This is a genomic window from Bacillus sp. 9.4, from assembly GCF_055486415.1.
On record NZ_JBVFMU010000002.1, the window covers coordinates 806,065 to 824,138 of the forward strand.

18 protein-coding genes, 1 pseudogene and 1 riboswitch are annotated in these 18,074 nt (G+C 47.0%); of the genes and pseudogenes, 13 read left to right on the forward strand and 6 right to left on the reverse strand.

Annotated elements, in window-relative coordinates; translation table 11 throughout:
* Nucleotides 1-18: 18 nt before the first annotated feature.
* The gene (locus ACZ07B_RS10770) at nt 19-915 is read right to left on the reverse strand and encodes a CvfB family protein (protein WP_015252384.1); all 897 of its coding nucleotides are present in this window, start codon (nt 913-915) and stop codon (nt 19-21) included.
* 98 nt (nt 916-1,013) lie between these two features.
* Here ACZ07B_RS10770 and ACZ07B_RS10775 point away from each other — a divergent pair, with 98 nt between their 5' ends.
* The 7 genes from ACZ07B_RS10775 (at nt 1,014) to ACZ07B_RS10805 (ending at nt 8,280) form a co-directional block, all read left to right on the forward strand.
* Nucleotides 1,014-1,505 carry a YajQ family cyclic di-GMP-binding protein gene (locus tag ACZ07B_RS10775; RefSeq protein ID WP_217002605.1) on the forward strand — a complete coding sequence of 164 codons (492 nt, stop codon included), beginning with the start codon at nt 1,014-1,016 and terminating at the stop codon, nt 1,503-1,505.
* Nucleotides 1,506-1,611: 106 nt separating this feature from the next.
* Nucleotides 1,612-1,729: riboswitch (SAM riboswitch) on the forward strand.
* An 89-nt stretch (nt 1,730-1,818) separates the two neighbouring features.
* On the forward strand, nt 1,819-3,657 hold the full coding sequence (locus ACZ07B_RS10780) for a bifunctional homocysteine S-methyltransferase/methylenetetrahydrofolate reductase (protein ID WP_003245847.1): 1,839 nt from the start codon (nt 1,819-1,821) through the stop codon (nt 3,655-3,657).
* A gap of 90 nt (nt 3,658-3,747) precedes the next feature.
* Nucleotides 3,748-4,197: a GNAT family N-acetyltransferase gene (locus tag ACZ07B_RS10785; protein ID WP_217002606.1), complete on the forward strand. Its 450-nt coding sequence runs from the start codon at nt 3,748-3,750 to the stop codon at nt 4,195-4,197.
* A gap of 5 nt (nt 4,198-4,202) precedes the next feature.
* A complete protein-coding gene (locus ACZ07B_RS10790; RefSeq protein WP_464877172.1) occupies nt 4,203-5,051 on the forward strand; it encodes a GNAT family N-acetyltransferase in 849 nt (282 codons plus the stop codon).
* A 111-nt stretch (nt 5,052-5,162) separates the two neighbouring features.
* Nucleotides 5,163-6,431, forward strand: a complete 1,269-nt coding sequence (locus tag ACZ07B_RS10795) for an MFS transporter (RefSeq protein ID WP_217002607.1) — start codon at nt 5,163-5,165, stop codon at nt 6,429-6,431.
* Nucleotides 6,432-6,439: 8 nt separating this feature from the next.
* Nucleotides 6,440-7,555 (forward strand): mandelate racemase/muconate lactonizing enzyme family protein, encoded by a 1,116-nt coding sequence (locus ACZ07B_RS10800; RefSeq protein ID WP_464877173.1) that lies wholly within the window; start codon nt 6,440-6,442, stop codon nt 7,553-7,555.
* Nucleotides 7,556-7,650: 95 nt separating this feature from the next.
* Nucleotides 7,651-8,280, forward strand: coding sequence for a YitT family protein (locus ACZ07B_RS10805; RefSeq protein WP_009966972.1), 630 nt, complete (start codon nt 7,651-7,653; stop codon nt 8,278-8,280).
* A 44-nt stretch (nt 8,281-8,324) separates the two neighbouring features.
* Here the strand turns inward: ACZ07B_RS10805 and ACZ07B_RS10810 are convergent, their stop codons facing one another.
* Both ACZ07B_RS10810 and ACZ07B_RS10815 read right to left on the reverse strand, forming a co-directional pair.
* Nucleotides 8,325-9,083, reverse strand: coding sequence for a phosphosulfolactate synthase (locus ACZ07B_RS10810; RefSeq protein ID WP_217002609.1), 759 nt, complete (start codon nt 9,081-9,083; stop codon nt 8,325-8,327).
* Nucleotides 9,080-9,766 (reverse strand): 2-phosphosulfolactate phosphatase, encoded by a 687-nt coding sequence (locus ACZ07B_RS10815; protein WP_212129634.1) that lies wholly within the window; start codon nt 9,764-9,766, stop codon nt 9,080-9,082. Before ACZ07B_RS10815 ends, ACZ07B_RS10810 begins: the two co-directional genes overlap by 4 nt.
* Nucleotides 9,767-9,952: 186 nt before the next feature.
* On the opposite strand from ACZ07B_RS10815, the gene ACZ07B_RS10820 reads away from it, so the two are divergent.
* The 3 genes from ACZ07B_RS10820 to cysC all read left to right on the forward strand — a co-directional run bounded on the left by ACZ07B_RS10820 (nt 9,953) and on the right by cysC (nt 12,541).
* Nucleotides 9,953-10,663 (forward strand): phosphoadenylyl-sulfate reductase, encoded by a 711-nt coding sequence (locus tag ACZ07B_RS10820; protein WP_134982174.1) that lies wholly within the window; start codon nt 9,953-9,955, stop codon nt 10,661-10,663.
* A 112-nt stretch (nt 10,664-10,775) separates the two neighbouring features.
* On the forward strand, nt 10,776-11,945 hold the full coding sequence (gene sat, locus ACZ07B_RS10825; protein WP_167559988.1) for a sulfate adenylyltransferase: 1,170 nt from the start codon (nt 10,776-10,778) through the stop codon (nt 11,943-11,945).
* Complete coding sequence (gene cysC, locus ACZ07B_RS10830) at nt 11,942-12,541, forward strand: adenylyl-sulfate kinase (RefSeq protein ID WP_003245829.1); 600 nt, start codon at nt 11,942-11,944, stop codon at nt 12,539-12,541. Before sat ends, cysC begins: the two co-directional genes overlap by 4 nt.
* A gap of 27 nt (nt 12,542-12,568) precedes the next feature.
* Here the strand turns inward: cysC and ACZ07B_RS10835 are convergent, their stop codons facing one another.
* The gene (locus ACZ07B_RS10835) at nt 12,569-13,375 is read right to left on the reverse strand and encodes an alpha/beta fold hydrolase (protein WP_167559992.1); all 807 of its coding nucleotides are present in this window, start codon (nt 13,373-13,375) and stop codon (nt 12,569-12,571) included.
* Nucleotides 13,376-13,580: 205 nt separating this feature from the next.
* On the opposite strand from ACZ07B_RS10835, the gene ACZ07B_RS10840 reads away from it, so the two are divergent.
* Nucleotides 13,581-14,219, forward strand: a complete 639-nt coding sequence (locus ACZ07B_RS10840) for a pentapeptide repeat-containing protein (RefSeq protein ID WP_024573336.1) — start codon at nt 13,581-13,583, stop codon at nt 14,217-14,219.
* A gap of 7 nt (nt 14,220-14,226) precedes the next feature.
* Here ACZ07B_RS10840 and ACZ07B_RS10845 read toward each other — a convergent pair whose 3' ends face one another.
* Nucleotides 14,227-15,681: an aminotransferase-like domain-containing protein gene (locus ACZ07B_RS10845; RefSeq protein WP_217019741.1), complete on the reverse strand. Its 1,455-nt coding sequence runs from the start codon at nt 15,679-15,681 to the stop codon at nt 14,227-14,229.
* 66 nt (nt 15,682-15,747) lie between these two features.
* Here ACZ07B_RS10845 and ACZ07B_RS10850 point away from each other — a divergent pair.
* Both ACZ07B_RS10850 and ACZ07B_RS10855 read left to right on the forward strand, forming a co-directional pair.
* Nucleotides 15,748-16,409 (forward strand): annotated as a pseudogene (locus ACZ07B_RS10850) (LysE family transporter).
* Between the two features lie 49 nt (nt 16,410-16,458).
* Entirely contained in the window at nt 16,459-16,977 is a 519-nt protein-coding gene (locus tag ACZ07B_RS10855; protein WP_024573152.1) for a DinB family protein, read from the forward strand.
* A 50-nt stretch (nt 16,978-17,027) separates the two neighbouring features.
* On the opposite strand, the gene iolX is transcribed toward ACZ07B_RS10855, so the two are convergent.
* Nucleotides 17,028-18,056, reverse strand: coding sequence for a scyllo-inositol 2-dehydrogenase (gene iolX, locus ACZ07B_RS10860; protein WP_464877174.1), 1,029 nt, complete (start codon nt 18,054-18,056; stop codon nt 17,028-17,030).
* Between the last annotated feature and the right edge of the window lie 18 nt (nt 18,057-18,074).

Consider the following 18,074-nt stretch of genomic DNA (forward strand, 5'->3'; position numbering starts at 1 on the left):
AGGCGAGCCGTTTTCATGCTATTTTTTCTCGTATGTCCATCCATTTTCCTGATACACTTTTCCGTTTTTCATCAAATGGCCCAGCGCGCGTTTAAAGGCGGCTTTGCTCATATTAAAACGTTCTCTGATATCGTCAGGCTGGCTTTTGTCACTGTACGGCATGGCACCGTTTCTCATTCTCATATACGTTAGAATGCACTCAGCATCAACCGACATTGCATCCTGTTTTCTCGGAAGCAGCGACAAGTTGACTGAACCGTCTTCTTTCACTTGAATCACCCGGCCTGTGACTCTTGAACCGAGTCTTGGCTCCTCTTTTCTTTCTGACGGGTGAATAAAACAGCGGATACCGTCATCCGTGATCACGAATGAACCCGATGCGATCAGCCTGTACACCGTACCTGTCAGCTCTTTATTCATCAGATCTTCTGAAGCGTCGGTAAACAGTTCGCTGATGATATCTTCCGGCGCTGGTTTCGCAAACATGCGCCCCCGGTTCGTCACCTTCAGCATACAGTAAAGTTTGTCCCCTTTTTGCGGCCAGACATCTTCGTACGGCGGCAAATGCTCAGTTGCGACTAGTGCGTCCTTCGATAAACCGACATCAACGAAAACGCCCATATCTTCCACTTTATCCACCACTTCAACCCAGCCATATTCATCCGCGCTGATGACCGGAATTTTCATCGTGGCCGCAAGCCTTTCCTGCTGGTCGACGTATATAAAGACTTCTACTTCGTCTCTGTCCTCGATATCCTCAGTCATTTCACTGTTATGTAAGAGAATCGTATCTTCCCCATCGGTTAAAAAGTAACCGAAGTCGGTTTGGTGATCTATACTCAAGGTTAATTGCTGCCCTGGTCTCATGCTATCGTCCTTCCTGTTCCGCTTATTCTCTGCGGATTTTGTTAACATTTTTTCCAATCATCACAAATTGATTCTTTGTTCTGTTGGAAGTTTCTCTTTATTCTACTATAATCAACACATAAGTTAAATGTTATGGAGGTTTTCATATGGCAAAAGAAAGCTCATTTGATATTGTATCCAAGGTGGAATTGCCTGAAGTGCAAAACGCAATCCAAATCGCACTGAAGGAAATCAGTACCCGGTACGACTTTAAAGGCAGCAAAAGCGACATTTCTTTAGATAAAGAGGAGCTGGTCCTCGTTTCTGATGACGACTTCAAATTAAGCCAGCTGAAAGATGTGCTGGTCAGCAAATTGATTAAACGAAACGTTCCGACAAAAAACATTGATTACGGCAAGGTTGAAAACGCGTCAGGCGGAACGGTACGCCAGCGTGCAAAGCTTGTTCAAGGCATCGACAAGGACAACGCAAAAAAAATCAATACAATCATCAAAAACTCCGGACTGAAAGTAAAGTCTCAGGTGCAGGATGATCAAGTGCGTGTCACCGGAAAAAACAAAGATGACCTGCAGCAGATTATCTCAGCTGTGCGGGGAGCAGATTTACCAGTTGACGTTCAATTTATAAATTTCAGATAAATTTTCTGATTCCTATTGATTATTGTCTTTATTTTCGGTAAATTTGGAGAAAGGGAAAAACGCCAGGTATCTTTTGGCACTTCCTGACACGAAAATTTCATATCCGTTCTTATCAAGAGAAGCAGAGGGACTGGCCCGACGAAGCTTCAGCAACCGGTGTAATGGCGATCAGCCATGACCAAGGTGCTAAATCCAGCAAGCTCGAACAGCTTGGAAGATAAGAAGAGACAAAATCACTGACAAAGTCTTCTTCTTAAGAGGACTTTTTTTATTTCTCTTTTTTCCTTGCTGATGTGAATAAAGGAGGCAGACAATGGGACTTTTAGAAGATTTGCAAAGACAGGTGTTAATCGGTGACGGCGCCATGGGGACGCTCCTCTACTCCTATGGCATTGACAGGTGTTTTGAGGAGCTCAATATTTCAAAGCCGGAGGAAATTCAGCGCATACATAAAGCGTACGTTGAAGCGGGAGCCAACATTATTCAAACGAATACGTACGGGGCCAACTATATTAAATTATCCAGACACGGGCTTGAGGATGACATCAAAAAAATGAATCAGGAGGCCGTAAAGATCGCGCGGGCTTCAGCAGGCGATGCATACGTGCTTGGAACGATGGGCGGCATACGCACATTTAATAAAAACGCGTACAGTCTTGACGAAATTAAGCGCAGCTTCCGCGAGCAGCTTTACCTGCTGCTGCATGAAGAGCCGGATGGCTTGCTGTTAGAAACGTATTATGATTTGGAAGAAGCCCGTGAAGTGCTGAAAATCGCGCGCAAAGAGACTGATCTTCCGATTATGCTCAATGTCTCCATGCACGAGCAAGGCGTATTGCAGGACGGAACGCCGCTTTCTGACGCATTGCGCTCGATTGCGGATCTCGGAGCTGATATTGTCGGCATTAACTGCCGCCTCGGCCCTTATCACATGATTGAAGCGCTCAGCGAAGTGCCGATTTTTGATGACGTATTCTTATCCGTTTATCCGAACAGCAGCCTTCCTTCGCTTGAAGAGGGACGGCTCGTCTATGAAACAGACGACACGTATTTTCAAAACAGCGCGTCAGAATTCCGTAAGCAAGGTGCGCGGATTATCGGCGGCTGCTGCGGCACAACGCCGAATCACATCAGGGCGATGGCGGAAGCGGTTGGCGGGCTGGCTCCGATTACGGAAAAAGAAGTCAAAACCCGGGCAAAAGAATTCATTTCTGTTCATCACGAGCGAACCGAGCCCGGCCTGGATGAGATCGCGGCGAAAAAACGCTCTATTATCGTAGAACTGGACCCGCCGAAAAAACTAAGCTTTGACAAATTTCTATCGGCGGCTGCTGAATTAAAAGAAGCGGGAATCGATGCCCTGACACTCGCCGACAATTCTCTGGCGACCCCGCGGATCAGCAATGTTGCCTGCGGCGCTCTTGTCAAGCAGCAGCTCGATATGCGTTCCCTTGTCCATATTACGTGCCGTGACCGTAACATTATCGGCTTACAGTCACATTTAATGGGCCTTGATACGTTAGGGCTGAATGACGTGCTTGCGATTACAGGCGACCCTTCTAAAATCGGGGATTTTCCTGGTGCGACGTCTGTATATGATTTAACATCTTTTGATTTAATCAGGCTGATCAAACAATTCAATGAAGGTCTGTCTCTGTCTGGAAAACCGCTCGGCAAGAAAACAAATTTCTCAGTTGCCGCTGCATTTAATCCTAACGTCCGCCATCTGGATAAAGCGGTAAAACGGCTTGAGAAAAAAATAGATTGCGGCGCAGATTATTTTGTTTCTCAGCCTGTCTATTCCGAGCAGCAGCTTGTCGATATCCATAACGAAACAAAACATCTGAAGACGCCGATCTATATCGGCATCATGCCGCTGACAAGCAGCCGGAATGCCGAATTCATCCATAACGAAATTCCCGGCATTAAGCTGTCTGATACGATTCGAGAAAAAATGGCCCATGCCGGTGAAGATAAAGAAAAGCAAAAGGCGGAAGGCCTTGCGATTGCCCGCTCCCTGCTGGATACGGCATGCGAGCTGTTTAACGGCATCTACTTGATAACGCCTTTCCTCAGATCTGACTTAACCGCTGAGCTTACTTCATATATTCAGCAAAAAGATGAGCAGCGCCAAAATATCTTTTTGCATTAATCCCTTAAAAGACTGTCTGATCCAATCGGGCGGTCTTTTTCAACGGGATTCGTGTTACGATATAGAAAAACAGTCATGAGGAGGAACATTATGCTCGAAGTCAAAACCATTTCCGCGGAAGATACGTATGAAATCCGGCACCGCATTCTGCGTCCCCATCAATCCATTGAACAATGCAAATATGAAGAGGATCATGCAAAAGGCTCCTTTCATCTCGGCGCGTTTTTTGAAGGAAAGCTGATCAGCATCGCTTCTTTTTCCCCGCAAATTCAGCCATTAATAACAGAATCCCCAGCATATCGGCTGAGAGGCATGGCAACGCTTGAAGGATATCGCGATCAAAAAGGCGGGAGCACGCTGGTCAAACACGCGGAAGAGAAACTGGCGGAGAACGGCGTTCAGGCAGTCTGGTGCAATGCCAGAAGCCATGTGAAAGGCTACTATTCAAAACTTGGCTGGGAAGAACTCGGCGAACCGTTTGAGATTCCCGGCATAGGCACACATATCATCATGTATAAAAAACTCGAAACAAGCAGGTGATCTGTATGAGGGTAATCGATAAGCTAATTAAGCTTCATGAAGAACATACCCCTAGTCTATTGCGGCTTTGCAGGCAAGCCGGGTGGCCGGATTACGGCGAACAAGAGCTGGCACTGCTTGTCCAGCAAGGACGCTTTTTCGGCTATCAAAATGTCAGCGGTGATATTATTTCCTGCATCGGCTTGTTTTTGTTTGGCAGTCTTGCTTCTATCGGCCTCGTTATCGTTGACAAGGAATATCAACGGCTCGGTCTCGGCCGGCGTATGGTAAACGCCTGTATCACCCAAACGGATGAAAACACCGCCATCAGGCTTTGCGCCACAAAAGAAGGTTTGCCGCTTTATGAAAAAGCAGGTTTTCATACGGCTGGTTCAGTGCGAAAGTACAGCTGTCACAGTTTTCAACCTTATACAAAAAAGCTTGATGCTGAACTGACATCCTTTAGAGAACAAGACTTTCACGACTTAACCGCGGCGGATCTGGCTGCCTTTGGCGGAGATCGATCAAACCTTTTGCAGCAGCTTATTTCTGCTTCATGCGAATGTATCATCGCCCGAAATCAGGACGGACAGCTAATTGGCTACGGACTTTCTGTACAGACACCGGCCAATTTGAAATTCGGCCCCATCATCGCTCCATCCCCAGATGTTGCAGCACAGATAATTAACAGGCTGGCGGCCGGCAAACAAGGGCCGATGCGAATTGATATACCGAGTGAACACACGTCTCTGCATGACAGCCTGATAGAAATGGGATTTCTTAAAGATGATGAACCTCCGCTTTTGTTCTATCAGAAAAAAGCGCCTATTCAAAATGGACACTTATATGCTTTGATTTCCCAGGCTCTCGGTTAACCCTCTTTTTTCCCGAACAGGTATCTTCTGTTCGGTTTTTTGCTGTCTGATCGCTGAATAAACGAAGCCATCAGGGACATTCTAAGCAGAAGAAAAGGAGTGTGCTTTGAGATGGAATCATCAAAACAAAATAACGGAATGACGATTGTAGCAATCGGTTCAATCCCTTTAATATTAACCCTAGGAAACTCGATGCTTATTCCGATTTTGCCAAAAATGAAATCTGAACTTCATTTATCACAATTTCAAGTCAGTCTCGTGATCACAGTATTTTCCTTGATTGCAGCATTTGCGATTCCGATTGTCGGTTATCTCGCAGACCGATTCTCAAGGAAAGTCATCATTATTCCCTGCTTAATTTTGTATGGTGCCGGCGGTTTGTTAGCCGGGTTTGCGGCAGGTTTTTTTGACAATGCATACCCTTGGGTCATGGCAGGACGAGCGTTACAGGGAATCGGGGCAGCCGGAACCGGCCCAATTGCCATGGCACTGACGGGAGATCTGTTTAAAGGCGCCCAGGAGAGCAAGGTGCTCGGCCTTGTTGAAGCTTCAAACGGCATGGGGAAAGTGCTATCGCCGATCATTGGCTCGCTGATCGCCCTGCTCGTCTGGTATGGCGCGTTTTTTGCCTTTCCTGTGTTTTGTATCATTTCGATCGTACTGACTTGGATTTTTATTAAAGAAAAGAAAAAGGAAAAAGAACCGCCACCAATCGGAAAATATGCAAAAGGGCTGTTAAGTGTCTTTAAACATGAAGGCAGATGGCTGTTTACCGCTTATTTAGCCGGTGCGACCTGTTTGTTTACTTTATTCGGCATCCTGTTTTATCTCTCAGATGTTCTTGAAAAAACATACGACACCGACGGCGTGAAAAAAGGCTTGATTTTAGCGATCCCGCTTTTGGTTATGTGTGTGACGTCCTATACAACAGGAAGCAAAATCGGGCAAAAGCAATCGTTAATGAAAAAGCTGATCGTACTTGGATTGGCGTTCATGACCGTATCCTACGCGGCACTGTCATTCATTGAAAATCTTGTCCTTTTTATCAGTGTTCTTGTACTGAGCAGTATAGGCTCAGGTCTTGTCCTTCCTTGTGTGAACAGTTTTATTACCGGGGCTGTCGGCAAAGAAAGACGGGGATTTGTCACCTCGCTGTACGGCTCTGTACGTTTCTTAGGGGTAGCGATCGGTCCTCCGATTTTCGGCCGCCTGATGCAATGGTCTAGACCCGGCATGTTTTTAAGCATCGCGGGATTGACTCTCGTTGTCGGGTTTCTTGTGATGATGCTCATCCATGTGAAGCAAAACAATGAAGAAACAAAAGAAAAAGAAGACCCTAAAATGGCTGGAAATCGGCTACAGCCCGCTGAGGAAAGGTAGCACCCAGTGTGAAAATTGTACGGATTGAAACCTTTCCGCTATTTCACCGATTAGAAAAGCCATACGGAGATGCCAATGGGTTTAAACGATATCGGACTTATTATCTCATCAGGATTATCACCGAAAGCGGGATAGACGGCTGGGGAGAATGCGTTGATTGGCTCCCTGCTCTCCATGTCGGTTTTACGAAACGGATCATCCCGTTTCTATTAGGAAAACAGGCTGGCAGCCGCCTGTCATTAGTGCGCACGATTCAAAAATGGCACCAGCGGGCGGCCTCCGCTGTAAGCATGGCGCTGACAGAGATTGCAGCCAAAGCTGCGGATTGTTCGGTATGCGAATTATGGGGCGGGCGATACAGAGAGGAGATTCCTGTGTACGCGTCTTTTCAATCGTACTCAGACTCCCCGCAATGGATCAGCCGCTCAGTCTCCAATGTTGAAGCCCAGTTGAAAAAAGGGTTTGAGCAAATCAAAGTCAAAATTGGCGGGACTTCATTCAAGGAGGATGTCCGGCACATCAATGCATTGCAGCATACAGCAGGCAGCTCCATTACGATGATTCTGGACGCAAACCAAAGCTACGATGCCGCTGCGGCTTTTAAATGGGAGCGCTATTTCTCCGAATGGACGAACATTGGCTGGCTTGAAGAGCCTTTGCCCTTTGATCAGCCGCAGGATTACGCTATGCTTCGAAGCCGTTTGTCTGTTCCTGTTGCCGGCGGAGAAAACATGAAAGGCCCGGCGCAATATGTGCCTCTCCTTTCACAGCGCTGTTTGGATATCATTCAGCCCGATGTCATGCATGTCAACGGAATTGATGAGTTTCGGGACTGCCTCCAGCTCGCGCGTTATTTTGGCGTCAGAGCATCCGCCCATGCATATGACGGATCGCTCTCACGGCTCTATGCTTTATTTGCACAAGCCTGTCTGCCCCCATGGTCTAAAATGAAGAACGATCACATTGAACCGATCGAGTGGGACGTCATGGAGAATCCTTTTACAGATCTCGTCAGCCTGCAGCCTTCAAAAGGAATGGTCCATATCCCGAAAGGAAAAGGCATTGGAACAGAGATCAATAAGGAGATCGTCAATCGCTACAAGTGGGATGGCTCAGCATATTAAGCTGGGCCATTTCTTTATTTTGAGACATAAATCATGGACAGCCTCATAAAATGAAAACAGCGGACAAGTCTTTTCATAAAGGAGCAAATGACTTAATGGCTGAACTGCTGATGAAAGCAAAACTTACGTTTATGATTGTCGTAGGCGGCGTACTACAAGGACTCGGCATGTCCTTGTTTTTATTTCCGCATGATATTCCGACAGGCGGTGCAGCAGGTATTGCGGTGCTATTGCATTATCTGTTTCAAATCCCCCACGGATTTTCAGTGTGGGCTGTGAATGTATCAATGCTTTTTACCGCTTTAAAATGGCTGGAGATGAGAACATTCACCGGCACCCTCGCTTCTATCACCGTCACCTCTGTCTCGGTATTGATCTTTGATGCGGTTTTTCCGGATATCACATCTAATCTGTGGCTTGATCTGGCAAGCGGCGCAGTGTTATTGGGACTCGGCATCGGACTTTTATACAAATATAAAATTTCGAACGGAGGATTCGGAGCCCTTGCTCTGATGATTTCTATCTACCGCGGCGGGAATCCTGGTACGATCCTGCTCATCATGAATTGCATCATTTTTATGGTCACCGCGTCTATTATTGACTGGGGCATTGTCATTCAAGCCCTGATATGCCAAGTGATATCGACAAGAGTCATCGACTTCATCTACAACATCCGTCTGACCTCACTTCCCTATCTCACGCCTATGTACCGCCATAAAAAATAATAGGCAGAGGCTCTCTTCACGACGAGAGCCCCGCAGCCGCTGTTTTACAGAAAAAAGGTATCGGATCTTAGCCCTAAACGCAGCGTCTCCAAAGCGATGGCATCATGAAATGGAATATTGGCCAGATTCACATTCGGCCCGATTTTTTGAATAAAACCTTGCTGAAGCGTTTTGTTAGGCGCTTCAAAAATCAGCCTGTTGATATCAATATCCGAGGAAATGATGTCGTCAACAATTTGAAACCTGACATCGCCGCTGCTGGAACAGATCCCTCCCGTTCCGCTTTCTCTGGCTTCTGTAATCACTTTTTCCGCGCCCGCTTCCATATCCTCAACGATATATTCAAGCCATTCCTCAGAGCTTTGCCGGCTTGCTAATTCCGCATCCTTGCTGCCCACCTCACTGAGGACAAGAAATTCATCAGAAAAATCGGCAATGTAAGCCGCTTTCTCTTTATTTGTCATCGGGAGCGTACCGTTTGAAATCTCAATATATTCACAGCCGAAATAGGTGCAGTACCGATGAAATTCATTCACTTTTTTCTGGCTTACGTACTTCTCAAACAGTGTGCCGCCAAAGAAAAATGTAATGTCATGTTCTTTCAGTGTGCTGATTTTTTCTTCAAGATCTTTCGTAAGTAATGATGTGCCCCAGCCGAATTTCACAAAATCAATATAGTCGGACGCTCCAGATATGACATCTTTGAAAAATTGCAAGGGATAGCCGTTATCAATTAAAATGGACTGCCCGGTTTCTCTCGGCTTGTTTGTTCTCACTGGCAATTCTAGTGAAAAATCATTCATATTATGACCCTCTCTATCGTTGGAACTTCTCCATCTTGTTTCACTTTCATCACAAAATCGCCCGTCAGTTCTTTTGTACAGTAAACGATGTCTTCCGAATCAAATAATGGCTGGCGGCTGTCAAAAAACTTCTCCGCAACAGAAGAGCGTTTTATTCTTTCAATCGCCTCCGCAGCCATTATCGCATTTGTCCCTTCAATGATGCCTTTGATATACTCCGCACATGCCATATCGTCATCACCGGATGGATGGGAAGCCACAATGTTTATGACACAATCGTTTGCGGCGAGCTTTTTCACATGCTGTGCCGTTGTTTTGGCATTGGAAAATCCAGTTACGAACAGATGCTTTGCGTTCAGCGCCCCCAATGCTGCTGTGACGCCGTTTGTTGTTTTCTGGATCAGGCGCTTATCCGCCATATCCTGTCCCGCCATGCGTTTTGGAGAATTATCTAAATCAAATCCGCTGATACCGACCCCCTTTTCCTCTCCCGTCAATACATAATCCGGATAGGTGTCTTTCAGCGCAAAGGCTTCATCAGCTGTCCGGACCAACAAAATCTCTTTCGCCCCGCCGATAAACGCATAATGGGCGACCGTAAAGGCTCTGATGACATCAATGACGATGTTAATATCAGCCGGGGCAAGCGAATGATGATGCCCCTGATAAATGGCAATCGGCATACTACCTCTCCTTGGGCATAAAACCATTTTGCTAAAAAGCATATTCAGCCGGGCTCTTAATGGTTCCGCACCTCATTTTAGGCGGGCGCAGCCCCTAAAAACCCTGAACCTTTATGCAAAAAATGAATAGTCTGCCTATAACTCGATCAATAGATAAAAAAAGCAGATGCAAACGGGGGGAAAACATTGAACGAAACCATCACATATGACACATGGAACGACATGCTGTCCAAACGGATAACGGATCAATTGATCGATGAGCTCGATGTGTTGAAATGGGCTTACCGAATGTACGGAGAAAAGATTGTGTACGCCTGCAGCTTTGGCGCAGAAGGAATGGTGCTTCTCGACTTAATATCAAAAATCAACAAAAATGCACACATCATCTTTTTGGATACCGGGCTTCATTTTCAGGAAACATATGAGCTGATCGAGACCGTCAAAGAACGATATCCGGGATTTGCAATCCAGATGCTCGAACCCGAGCTGAGCTTAACAGAACAGGGGACGAAGTACGGCGGAGAGCTGTGGAAGCATAACCCGAACCTCTGCTGCCAATTGCGGAAAATCGAACCGCTCAAAAAGCACCTGTCCGGCATGACAGCTTGGATTTCAGGACTGCGCCGGGATCAGTCACCAACGAGAAAGCATATTCAATACGTAAACCTGGACCAGAAGTTTGAGCTCATCAAAATTTGCCCGCTCATCCACTGGACATGGGATGACGTTTGGACGTACATCCGCCTGCACAATTTGCCTTATAACAAACTGCACGATCAACATTACCCGAGCATAGGCTGTGAAATGTGTACATTGCCTTCCCCGGACCCGAACGATGAGAGGGCTGGAAGATGGGCCGGACGGGAGAAAACAGAATGCGGCCTGCATCAAGAATAGCGGACGGCAGGTTCTGGCTATGAGAGTCGAAATGATGTTGAGGCGCTGATGTCAAACTTTCATTAACTGCAGCAAAGAAAACAAGGAAACGTATAAATGGAGGTTGAACACGTTGAATGGAAACGAACCCCACGGAGGGGTATTAATCAACCGCTGTGATCACGCATGCCATTTTGAAGGGTGCACGTGCCAAGCTGAGCTGGATCAGCTTGCACTGAGCGACCTGGAGCTTATTGCGATCGGCGGCTACAGCCCGTTAACAGGTTTTTTGGGAGAAAAAGATTATCATCGTGTTGTGAAGGAAATGAGGCTGGCAAACGGCTTGCCGTGGAGCCTGCCGATTACGCTGCCTGTCGGAGAAAAAACAGCAAAACAGCTGTCTGCCGGAGATCACGTCAAGCTTGTGAAAGACGGTGTTACCTACGGCATGATCACAGTCACCGATATATACCAGCCTGATAAAACACAAGAAGCACTGTCTGTTTTTAAAACAAACGATCCTGCCCACCCAGGCGTAAAAAAATTGCTGGCGCGCCCGGATTACTATATCGGAGGGCCTATCACGGTCAGCCGCCTGCCTGACAAATCTTTCGAACAGTTTTATGCAACGCCCGCAGAAACAAGAGCGGCCTTTCAAAAGCTCGGCTGGAAAACGATTGTCGGCTTTCAAACCAGGAACCCTGTTCACAGAGCGCATGAATACATTCAAAAAACAGCGTTAGAAACGGTCGACGGTCTGCTGCTTCACCCGCTTGTCGGAGAAACAAAGTCAGACGATATCCCAAGCGATATCAGAATGGAGAGCTATCAGGCTTTGCTTAATCACTATTATCCAAAGGATCGTGTCATGTTATCGGTTTTCCCTGCCGCCATGCGTTATGCAGGTCCGCGGGAAGCGATTTTCCATGCGCTCGTCCGAAAAAATTACGGTTGCACCCATTTTATTGTAGGCCGTGATCACGCGGGTGTCGGCAGCTACTATGGAACATACGACGCCCAAAATATTTTTCAATCATTCACAGAGGAAGAGCTGGGCATCAAGCCGCTGTTTTTTGAGCACAGCTTTTATTGCCGAAAATGCGGAAACATGGGCACCTCCAAAACATGTCCGCACAGCCCGAGAGACCACATCCACTTATCAGGCACAAAAGTGAGAGAGCTTCTCCGCCAAGGCAAAAAGCCGCCTAAAGAATTCAGCCGGCCTGAGGTCGCAGCCGTGCTGATCAAGGGACTTCACCAACAGCCTGTTGCCATCAAGCAAAACAGCGGGGAATTGCAATGACACACAATCCGAACATCATTTGGCATCCCGCTGCCATCTCAAAGTCTGACAGACAGTCCTTAAACGGACACAAAAGCTGCGTCCTTTGGTTTACAGGTTTGTCCGGCTCCGGAAAATCGGTGCTGGCCAATGCTGTCGATGAAAAGCTTTACCGCAAGGGCATTCAGAGCTACGTGCTTGACGGTGATAATATCCGCCACGGCTTAAACAAAGACCTTGGATTTCAGACTGGTGACAGGATTGAAAACATCCGCCGGATCGGAGAAGTGGCGAAGCTGTTTGTCGACAGCGGGCAAATGATTTTAACGGCTTTTATTTCTCCATTCAGAGAGGATCGGGACATGGTTAGAGCACTCTTTCCTAAAGGTGAGTTCTTCGAAATTTATGTGAAGTGCCCGCTGCATGTTTGTGAACAGCGCGATCCAAAAGGGCTTTATAAAAAAGCGCGAAACGGAGAGATCAAACATTTCACCGGGATCGATTCTCCGTATGAAGCGCCGCTTTCACCCGATTTCATCATTGAGTCAGACCAGACCTCTATTTCCGATGGAGCTGATCTCATCATTAACGCACTGCAAAACAGAGGAATTATATAAAAAACCCGATCAATGTCGGGTTTTTTCTTATGAGTTGGAGAACTGCGCAATCAAACTGTTGATCTTCTCTTTTTCCTCATAAAATCCTCCGTGCCCGCTGTTTGCAAACGGAACCAATTCCGACTGTTTGATACCGCGCTTCAATTCTTTCGCAAAATCAAACGGCGCAATTTTATCCTTTCTCCCGTGCAGGATCAGCGTCGGCACCTTGATTGCAGCAAGTTCCTTTCTGAGATCTTCGTCTCTTAATGCGATGCCTGAGTGGATCGTCCCGTAGGAGGAAGCCTCCAGCATCAGATTGAGAAACCACTGCCTAAGCTCTGGAGACACTTTTTTCTCAAAAAACTGTTCCCCTAAATCAGCCAGTGTTTTGGGCCGATCAGCTTTGAACAATTCAATCATATCGTCAATATCCTGCTTCCTCATCCCATACGGATAACCCGGGCGTTTTGTAAACGCGGGGGCCGCTGCAGACAGTAAAATCAGCTTATCAACATCGGCTCCTTCATGCCTTGCCATATAACGGATTGCAATGGCGCCGCCCATTGAAAAACCGGCAAGAATCGCATTCTCAAGCTGCAGCGTATAAATGACTGCTTTCACATCATCGGCCATCGTGTCATAATCGTAGCCTTCCCAAGGGCGGTCAGATTGCCCATATCCCCGCAAATCAACGCCGATAAAACGAAATCCCCTTTTCGGAAGCTCATTCATTTGATATTCAAACATCTTATGATTCAACGGCCACCCGTGCAAAAAGATGATCGGCCTTCCATGTCCGATATCCTCTACAAACAGTGTCACATGCTCCTCGGTTTTGACGTAATGCCCCATTACGCATTCCTCCTGTTCCCTTTGGCTTTTTCGGCCTGTAAACGCCTTGACGTATAGGAAGCTTTCCATTTATGCTTACAAAACAAGCGGGCTGCTGTACCAAGAAAAGGCTCTTCACGATTTACTATATGTATCAATTTCCTTAACGATCTATTAAATTGAACCCGGAAGCCTCTGTTTTCCGGGCAGCAAAGGATGTCATCACATGAATAAAATCGCAATTCAAAAACCGAACATACCGGAAAACCTGCAAACCGCAGATTTTCATGATGCCGTGACGCAGGATGATGTAATCAGCATGCATTTGTTTGAAGATTGTACCATCTGCGGCGAAGATATCGAAAGACTCTGTGTAGAAAAAACGGTATTCAGAAATGTCGTCTTTATCGATGTGTCTTTTCGGCATATTGAACTGACCGATGTGATCTTTGAAAAATGTGATTTATCAAACGCCGATTTCAGCGGGGCTGTCATTCACAGAACTTCAGTTAAGCAGTCAAAAATGGTTGGAATGAATGTGGCGGAAGCAACGCTGCGGAATGTTTCATTCGAGGAATGCCACGGACATTTCAGCTCATTTTCGTACTCAAATATGAAACAAGTTCGATTTGATCACTGTGCTCTTATGCAAAGTGAATGCAGCAATACGGTGCTCCATCAGACACACTTTGACAGGTGCGAATTGGAAGGCGCCAGCTTTACCGGCACGTCCCTTCAAAACATGGACATCAGCACGTGCCGTTTTGAACAGCTTCATGTCTCCCTCGACAAATTGAAAGGCTGCAAAATCGCACCTGAGCACGCGATTGCCTTCGCCAGGGCACTGGGAGCTGTCATCGTATAACCAAAGCCTAGGACATCATCAGGCGGCGTGCTGTTTCAGCTGCCGCTTTAATGCCAGTTTCCAAATCTCCAAGAGATGCATAGGAATATGACAGCCTGATGCTGTTTCGGTCTTCACCGTCATAAATGTAGCCGGGATTCACAAGCACCTGCCGTTTCAGCAATCCATAAAAGAAACGGCTGACAGGCAGGTTTTTGTGAAATGTCACCCAAATATAAAAGCCGCCTGCGGGAATCCGCCACGTGGCAATGTCCCCGGCATACCGCTCGAGAAAATGAACGGCGGCGTCTCTCCTTTCTTTAAGCTTCCTGCGTACCCAAGTCAGATGCTCTTCATAATATCCCTGTGACAGCCACTCGGCAGCCGCCCACTGGGACAGGCCGCTTGATCCGTAGTCTGTCTGCATTTTAATGTCCGCCAGCCTTTCAATAACCGGCTCCGGACCGGCAAGCCAGCCGATTCGCAGACCGGGGCTAACCGTTTTTGAAAACGTGCCCAGATACAGAATATTGCCCTCATGATCCATTGCTTTCAACGGCTGCGGCGGTTTTTCTTCAAACCATAAATCACCGTACGCATCATCCTCAATGATGGGCAGCTGCTCTTTTTTTGACAGGCTGATGATCTCTTTCCTTCGCTGCTCTGACATGACTGTGCCTGTCGGATTATGAAACGACGGAATCGTGTAAAGCAGCTGTCCGCCATATTGTTTTCGATAAGAAGAAACAAGCCCCGCTTTGACCCCTTCACCATCCATCGGCAAGCCGCGAAGCCGCATCCCCGCTGATTGAAATACATGCAAGGATTGAAGGTAGGACGGCTTCTCCGTCAAAATGACAGAATCTCGTTTTAAAAGTCCAATTGAGATGAGCTGAAGTGCCTGAAGTGCACCGGACACAATTAAAATTGCAGACGGTGACACATGGATATTATTTCCTTTTAAATGGTCGGCCACTGCCTCCCGCAGCAGACGGTTTCCTTTCGGCTGCTCATATCCTAAAGACAGGGCGCCCGGATTGATTTGCTGAAACATCCGGCTCATTGTGTCAGCAGGCAGCAGATCCGGTGATAGTTCTCCTGTTCCTAATCTGATGATATCCGCTCTTGGTTCGTTCTGATTAATAGCTTGGATGATGGAAGAATTGGGGCGATGAATGCCCGAACGGACGTAATCGCTCCAATCAAGCGGAGACTCAGCCGCCAGCACGCTCCAAGTACTGTTTACAACCTTCGTACCGCCGCCTCTTCTTCCCTCTAACAAGCCTTGAGACGTGAGTTCATCTATGGCTGCTGTGACTGTGCTGCGGTTGACTTGAAACATGTCGGCCAGCGTTCTCTGTGAGGGGATTTTCGTTCCTACAGCCCACTCTCCGTGAAGAATCTTGTCTTTCATATATTGTTCGATCTGCCGATGCAGCGGAACATCCGACTTTCGGCTTGGCTGCCATTGAGACAAGGTCATGCCCCCCTTTTTTACACATTATACATTTGGCTGGTTTCTAACCCAACCAAATGGCTGGAGACTTTAGTGACAATCTCTCTTATGATTAAAAAAAATGTGAAGGGAGCTTTTTCAGCATGAATGCAATCATTCACGGAATTGTGCTCGCGTTTGGCTTAATTTTGCCGCTGGGAGTGCAGAATGTGTTTATTTTTCAGCAAGGCGCGTGGCAAAAGCATATTTGGCGGGCTCTCCCAGCTGTCATCAGTGCTTCAGTCTGCGATACCCTGTTAATCATATTAGCCGTTGCGGGCGTATCTGTCATTGTGCAGGAGCTGCCTGTGTTTGAGACAGTCATGATAGCCAGCGGATTTTTATTTTTGCTCTATATGGGCTGGGTGACTTGGAACAGCCGTCCGAACACAAGCCAAAATGAGAAACATACGTTCACACCAAAAAAGCAAGTTGCGTTTGCGGCCGCTGTTTCTCTTTTAAACCCGCATGCCATTCTGGACACGATCGGCGTCATCGGCACGAGCTCTCTTCAATATTCGGGGCTTGAGAAATGGCTCTTTATGGCCGCCTGCATCGCTGTGTCTTGGATTTGGTTTATCAGCCTTGCAATAGCGGGCCGGTTGTTTCAGACGATAGATACGAGCGGCAGGCTTATGCTGATCGTAAACAAATGCTCTGCAGCGGTAATGTGGGCAGCGGCAGGATATTTTGGGGTGTCACTCTTTTGCAATTGAAGGAGAAACAAATGAAAAAAACGAATTTCTTAGAAAAGGAGGCATGCTGATGACTAATGCAAAACAGTTTTATGACTATCATTCTTGGGCAAACAAGAAAATATTTAACCATATCGAAAACCTGCCGGAGGAAACTGCCTATCAAGAAGTAAAGAGCGTATTTCCTTCTGTCAGCGACGTGCTGCTTCATATGTGCAGGGCTGACTACATTTGGCTGAATGTTCTTTCGGGAGTGGCCTACCAAGAGATTATAGACAGCGCAGGCAAATTAGAGTCCGCGCAAGGTAATATGGCAGCGATTAAACAGCACGCTGCCGAGCTGGAGTCACAGTATCATGATTTCTTCAGCCGCCAGACGGACTTAGAACAGACCTTCACAATGCAGCATCCGAAACTAGGTACACTGGAATCAACCTATGCAGACACCATCCTGCATGTCGTCAATCACGGGACTTACCATAGAGGGAACGTAACCGCCATGCTGAGACAGCTGGGCCATTCAGGCATACCTACTGATTATATGTACTATTTATATGAGTTATATGAGAAAAGAGAAAGCAAGGGCTAAAATGTCCTTGCTTTTTTTTGCGGAAAGCCTCAAATGCAACATATTAGCTTTTACATACCTGTATAAGCGCGCTTCACATCTAGCTGTACCGGCCTGCCGCTTCGAAAGGAATTGGTTGCGGCGATGCCCACTTCTAAATTGATCGTCGCATCAATATCAGTCACAATCGGTGTTTTTCCATTCCGGACACACTCGGCGAAATGCTGAAGCTCCAAGCAGTAGGCTTCATGAAAACGAGTTTGAAAGTCTGGAATGATATCAAAACTGCTCCCTTTAGCCGATAGGATGGTCACATGTTGATGTCTCAATGTCCCTATGAAAATACTGCCCTCTGTCCCGATCACCTCCGCCCGGATGTCATGTCCGTATGGAGAGGTTCTGCTTGCCTCGACGTCCCCCGCTGCGCCGGAGTCAAATTCAATATACGTCAGCGCCTGATCCACATCGCCGTACTGCTCCATAAACGGATTGTTCAGAATCCTGCCGTGCCCTGAAACAGAAGTGATTTCCGACCCTATCAAATAACGGGCAATATCATAGTCATGAATGGAGCAGTCAATAAAAATCCCACCGCTGTGTTTGATAAACTCTGCGGGTGGCGCGCCTTGATCGCGCGTAAAGCCTTTATAATAGATAGGTTTGCCGATTTCACCTGCGTCAATCCGCCGCTTGGCATCTGCGTATGCAGGATCGAATCGTCTCATAAAGCCTACTTGGCAAATGACACCTGTCTCCTGCACTTTTTCAGAAACTGCTCTAGATTCCTCAAGGCTTAATGTCAGCGGTTTTTCAACGAAGATCTGTTTGCCGTTCTCGGCTGCTTTGATGATCATTTCACCATGTGTGCTTGTCGGCGTTACGATAATGACAGCATCAATGCCAGGATCTTCTAACACTTCATACGGGTCCTCTGACCATTTTTCAATACCGAGTTCTCTGGCAACCTGCTCCGCTCTCCCTTTTAACGGATCACCGACACTAACCAGCTTTGCCCCCGGCACACTGGTGACGAGATTTTTCGCATGATAATAACCGAGCCTTCCTAATCCCAATACTGCACATCTTACTTGATGTTCCACGTCCCATCCTCTCCTTTT

Coding starts and splice junctions, on each gene's coding strand:
- ACZ07B_RS10770 (WP_015252384.1), bottom strand. CDS start 915: ATGTTAACAAAATCCGCAGAGAATAAGCGGAACAGGAAGGACGATAGC.
- ACZ07B_RS10775 (WP_217002605.1), top strand. CDS start 1,014: ATGGCAAAAGAAAGCTCATTTGATATTGTATCCAAGGTGGAATTGCCT.
- ACZ07B_RS10780 (WP_003245847.1), top strand. CDS start 1,819: ATGGGACTTTTAGAAGATTTGCAAAGACAGGTGTTAATCGGTGACGGC.
- ACZ07B_RS10785 (WP_217002606.1), top strand. CDS start 3,748: ATGCTCGAAGTCAAAACCATTTCCGCGGAAGATACGTATGAAATCCGG.
- ACZ07B_RS10790 (WP_464877172.1), top strand. CDS start 4,203: ATGAGGGTAATCGATAAGCTAATTAAGCTTCATGAAGAACATACCCCT.
- ACZ07B_RS10795 (WP_217002607.1), top strand. CDS start 5,163: ATGGAATCATCAAAACAAAATAACGGAATGACGATTGTAGCAATCGGT.
- ACZ07B_RS10805 (WP_009966972.1), top strand. CDS start 7,651: ATGGCTGAACTGCTGATGAAAGCAAAACTTACGTTTATGATTGTCGTA.
- ACZ07B_RS10810 (WP_217002609.1), bottom strand. CDS start 9,083: ATGAATGATTTTTCACTAGAATTGCCAGTGAGAACAAACAAGCCGAGA.
- ACZ07B_RS10815 (WP_212129634.1), bottom strand. CDS start 9,766: ATGCCGATTGCCATTTATCAGGGGCATCATCATTCGCTTGCCCCGGCT.
- cysC (WP_003245829.1), top strand. CDS start 11,942: ATGACACACAATCCGAACATCATTTGGCATCCCGCTGCCATCTCAAAG.
- ACZ07B_RS10835 (WP_167559992.1), bottom strand. CDS start 13,375: ATGGGGCATTACGTCAAAACCGAGGAGCATGTGACACTGTTTGTAGAG.
- ACZ07B_RS10840 (WP_024573336.1), top strand. CDS start 13,581: ATGAATAAAATCGCAATTCAAAAACCGAACATACCGGAAAACCTGCAA.
- ACZ07B_RS10845 (WP_217019741.1), bottom strand. CDS start 15,681: ATGACCTTGTCTCAATGGCAGCCAAGCCGAAAGTCGGATGTTCCGCTG.
- ACZ07B_RS10855 (WP_024573152.1), top strand. CDS start 16,459: ATGACTAATGCAAAACAGTTTTATGACTATCATTCTTGGGCAAACAAG.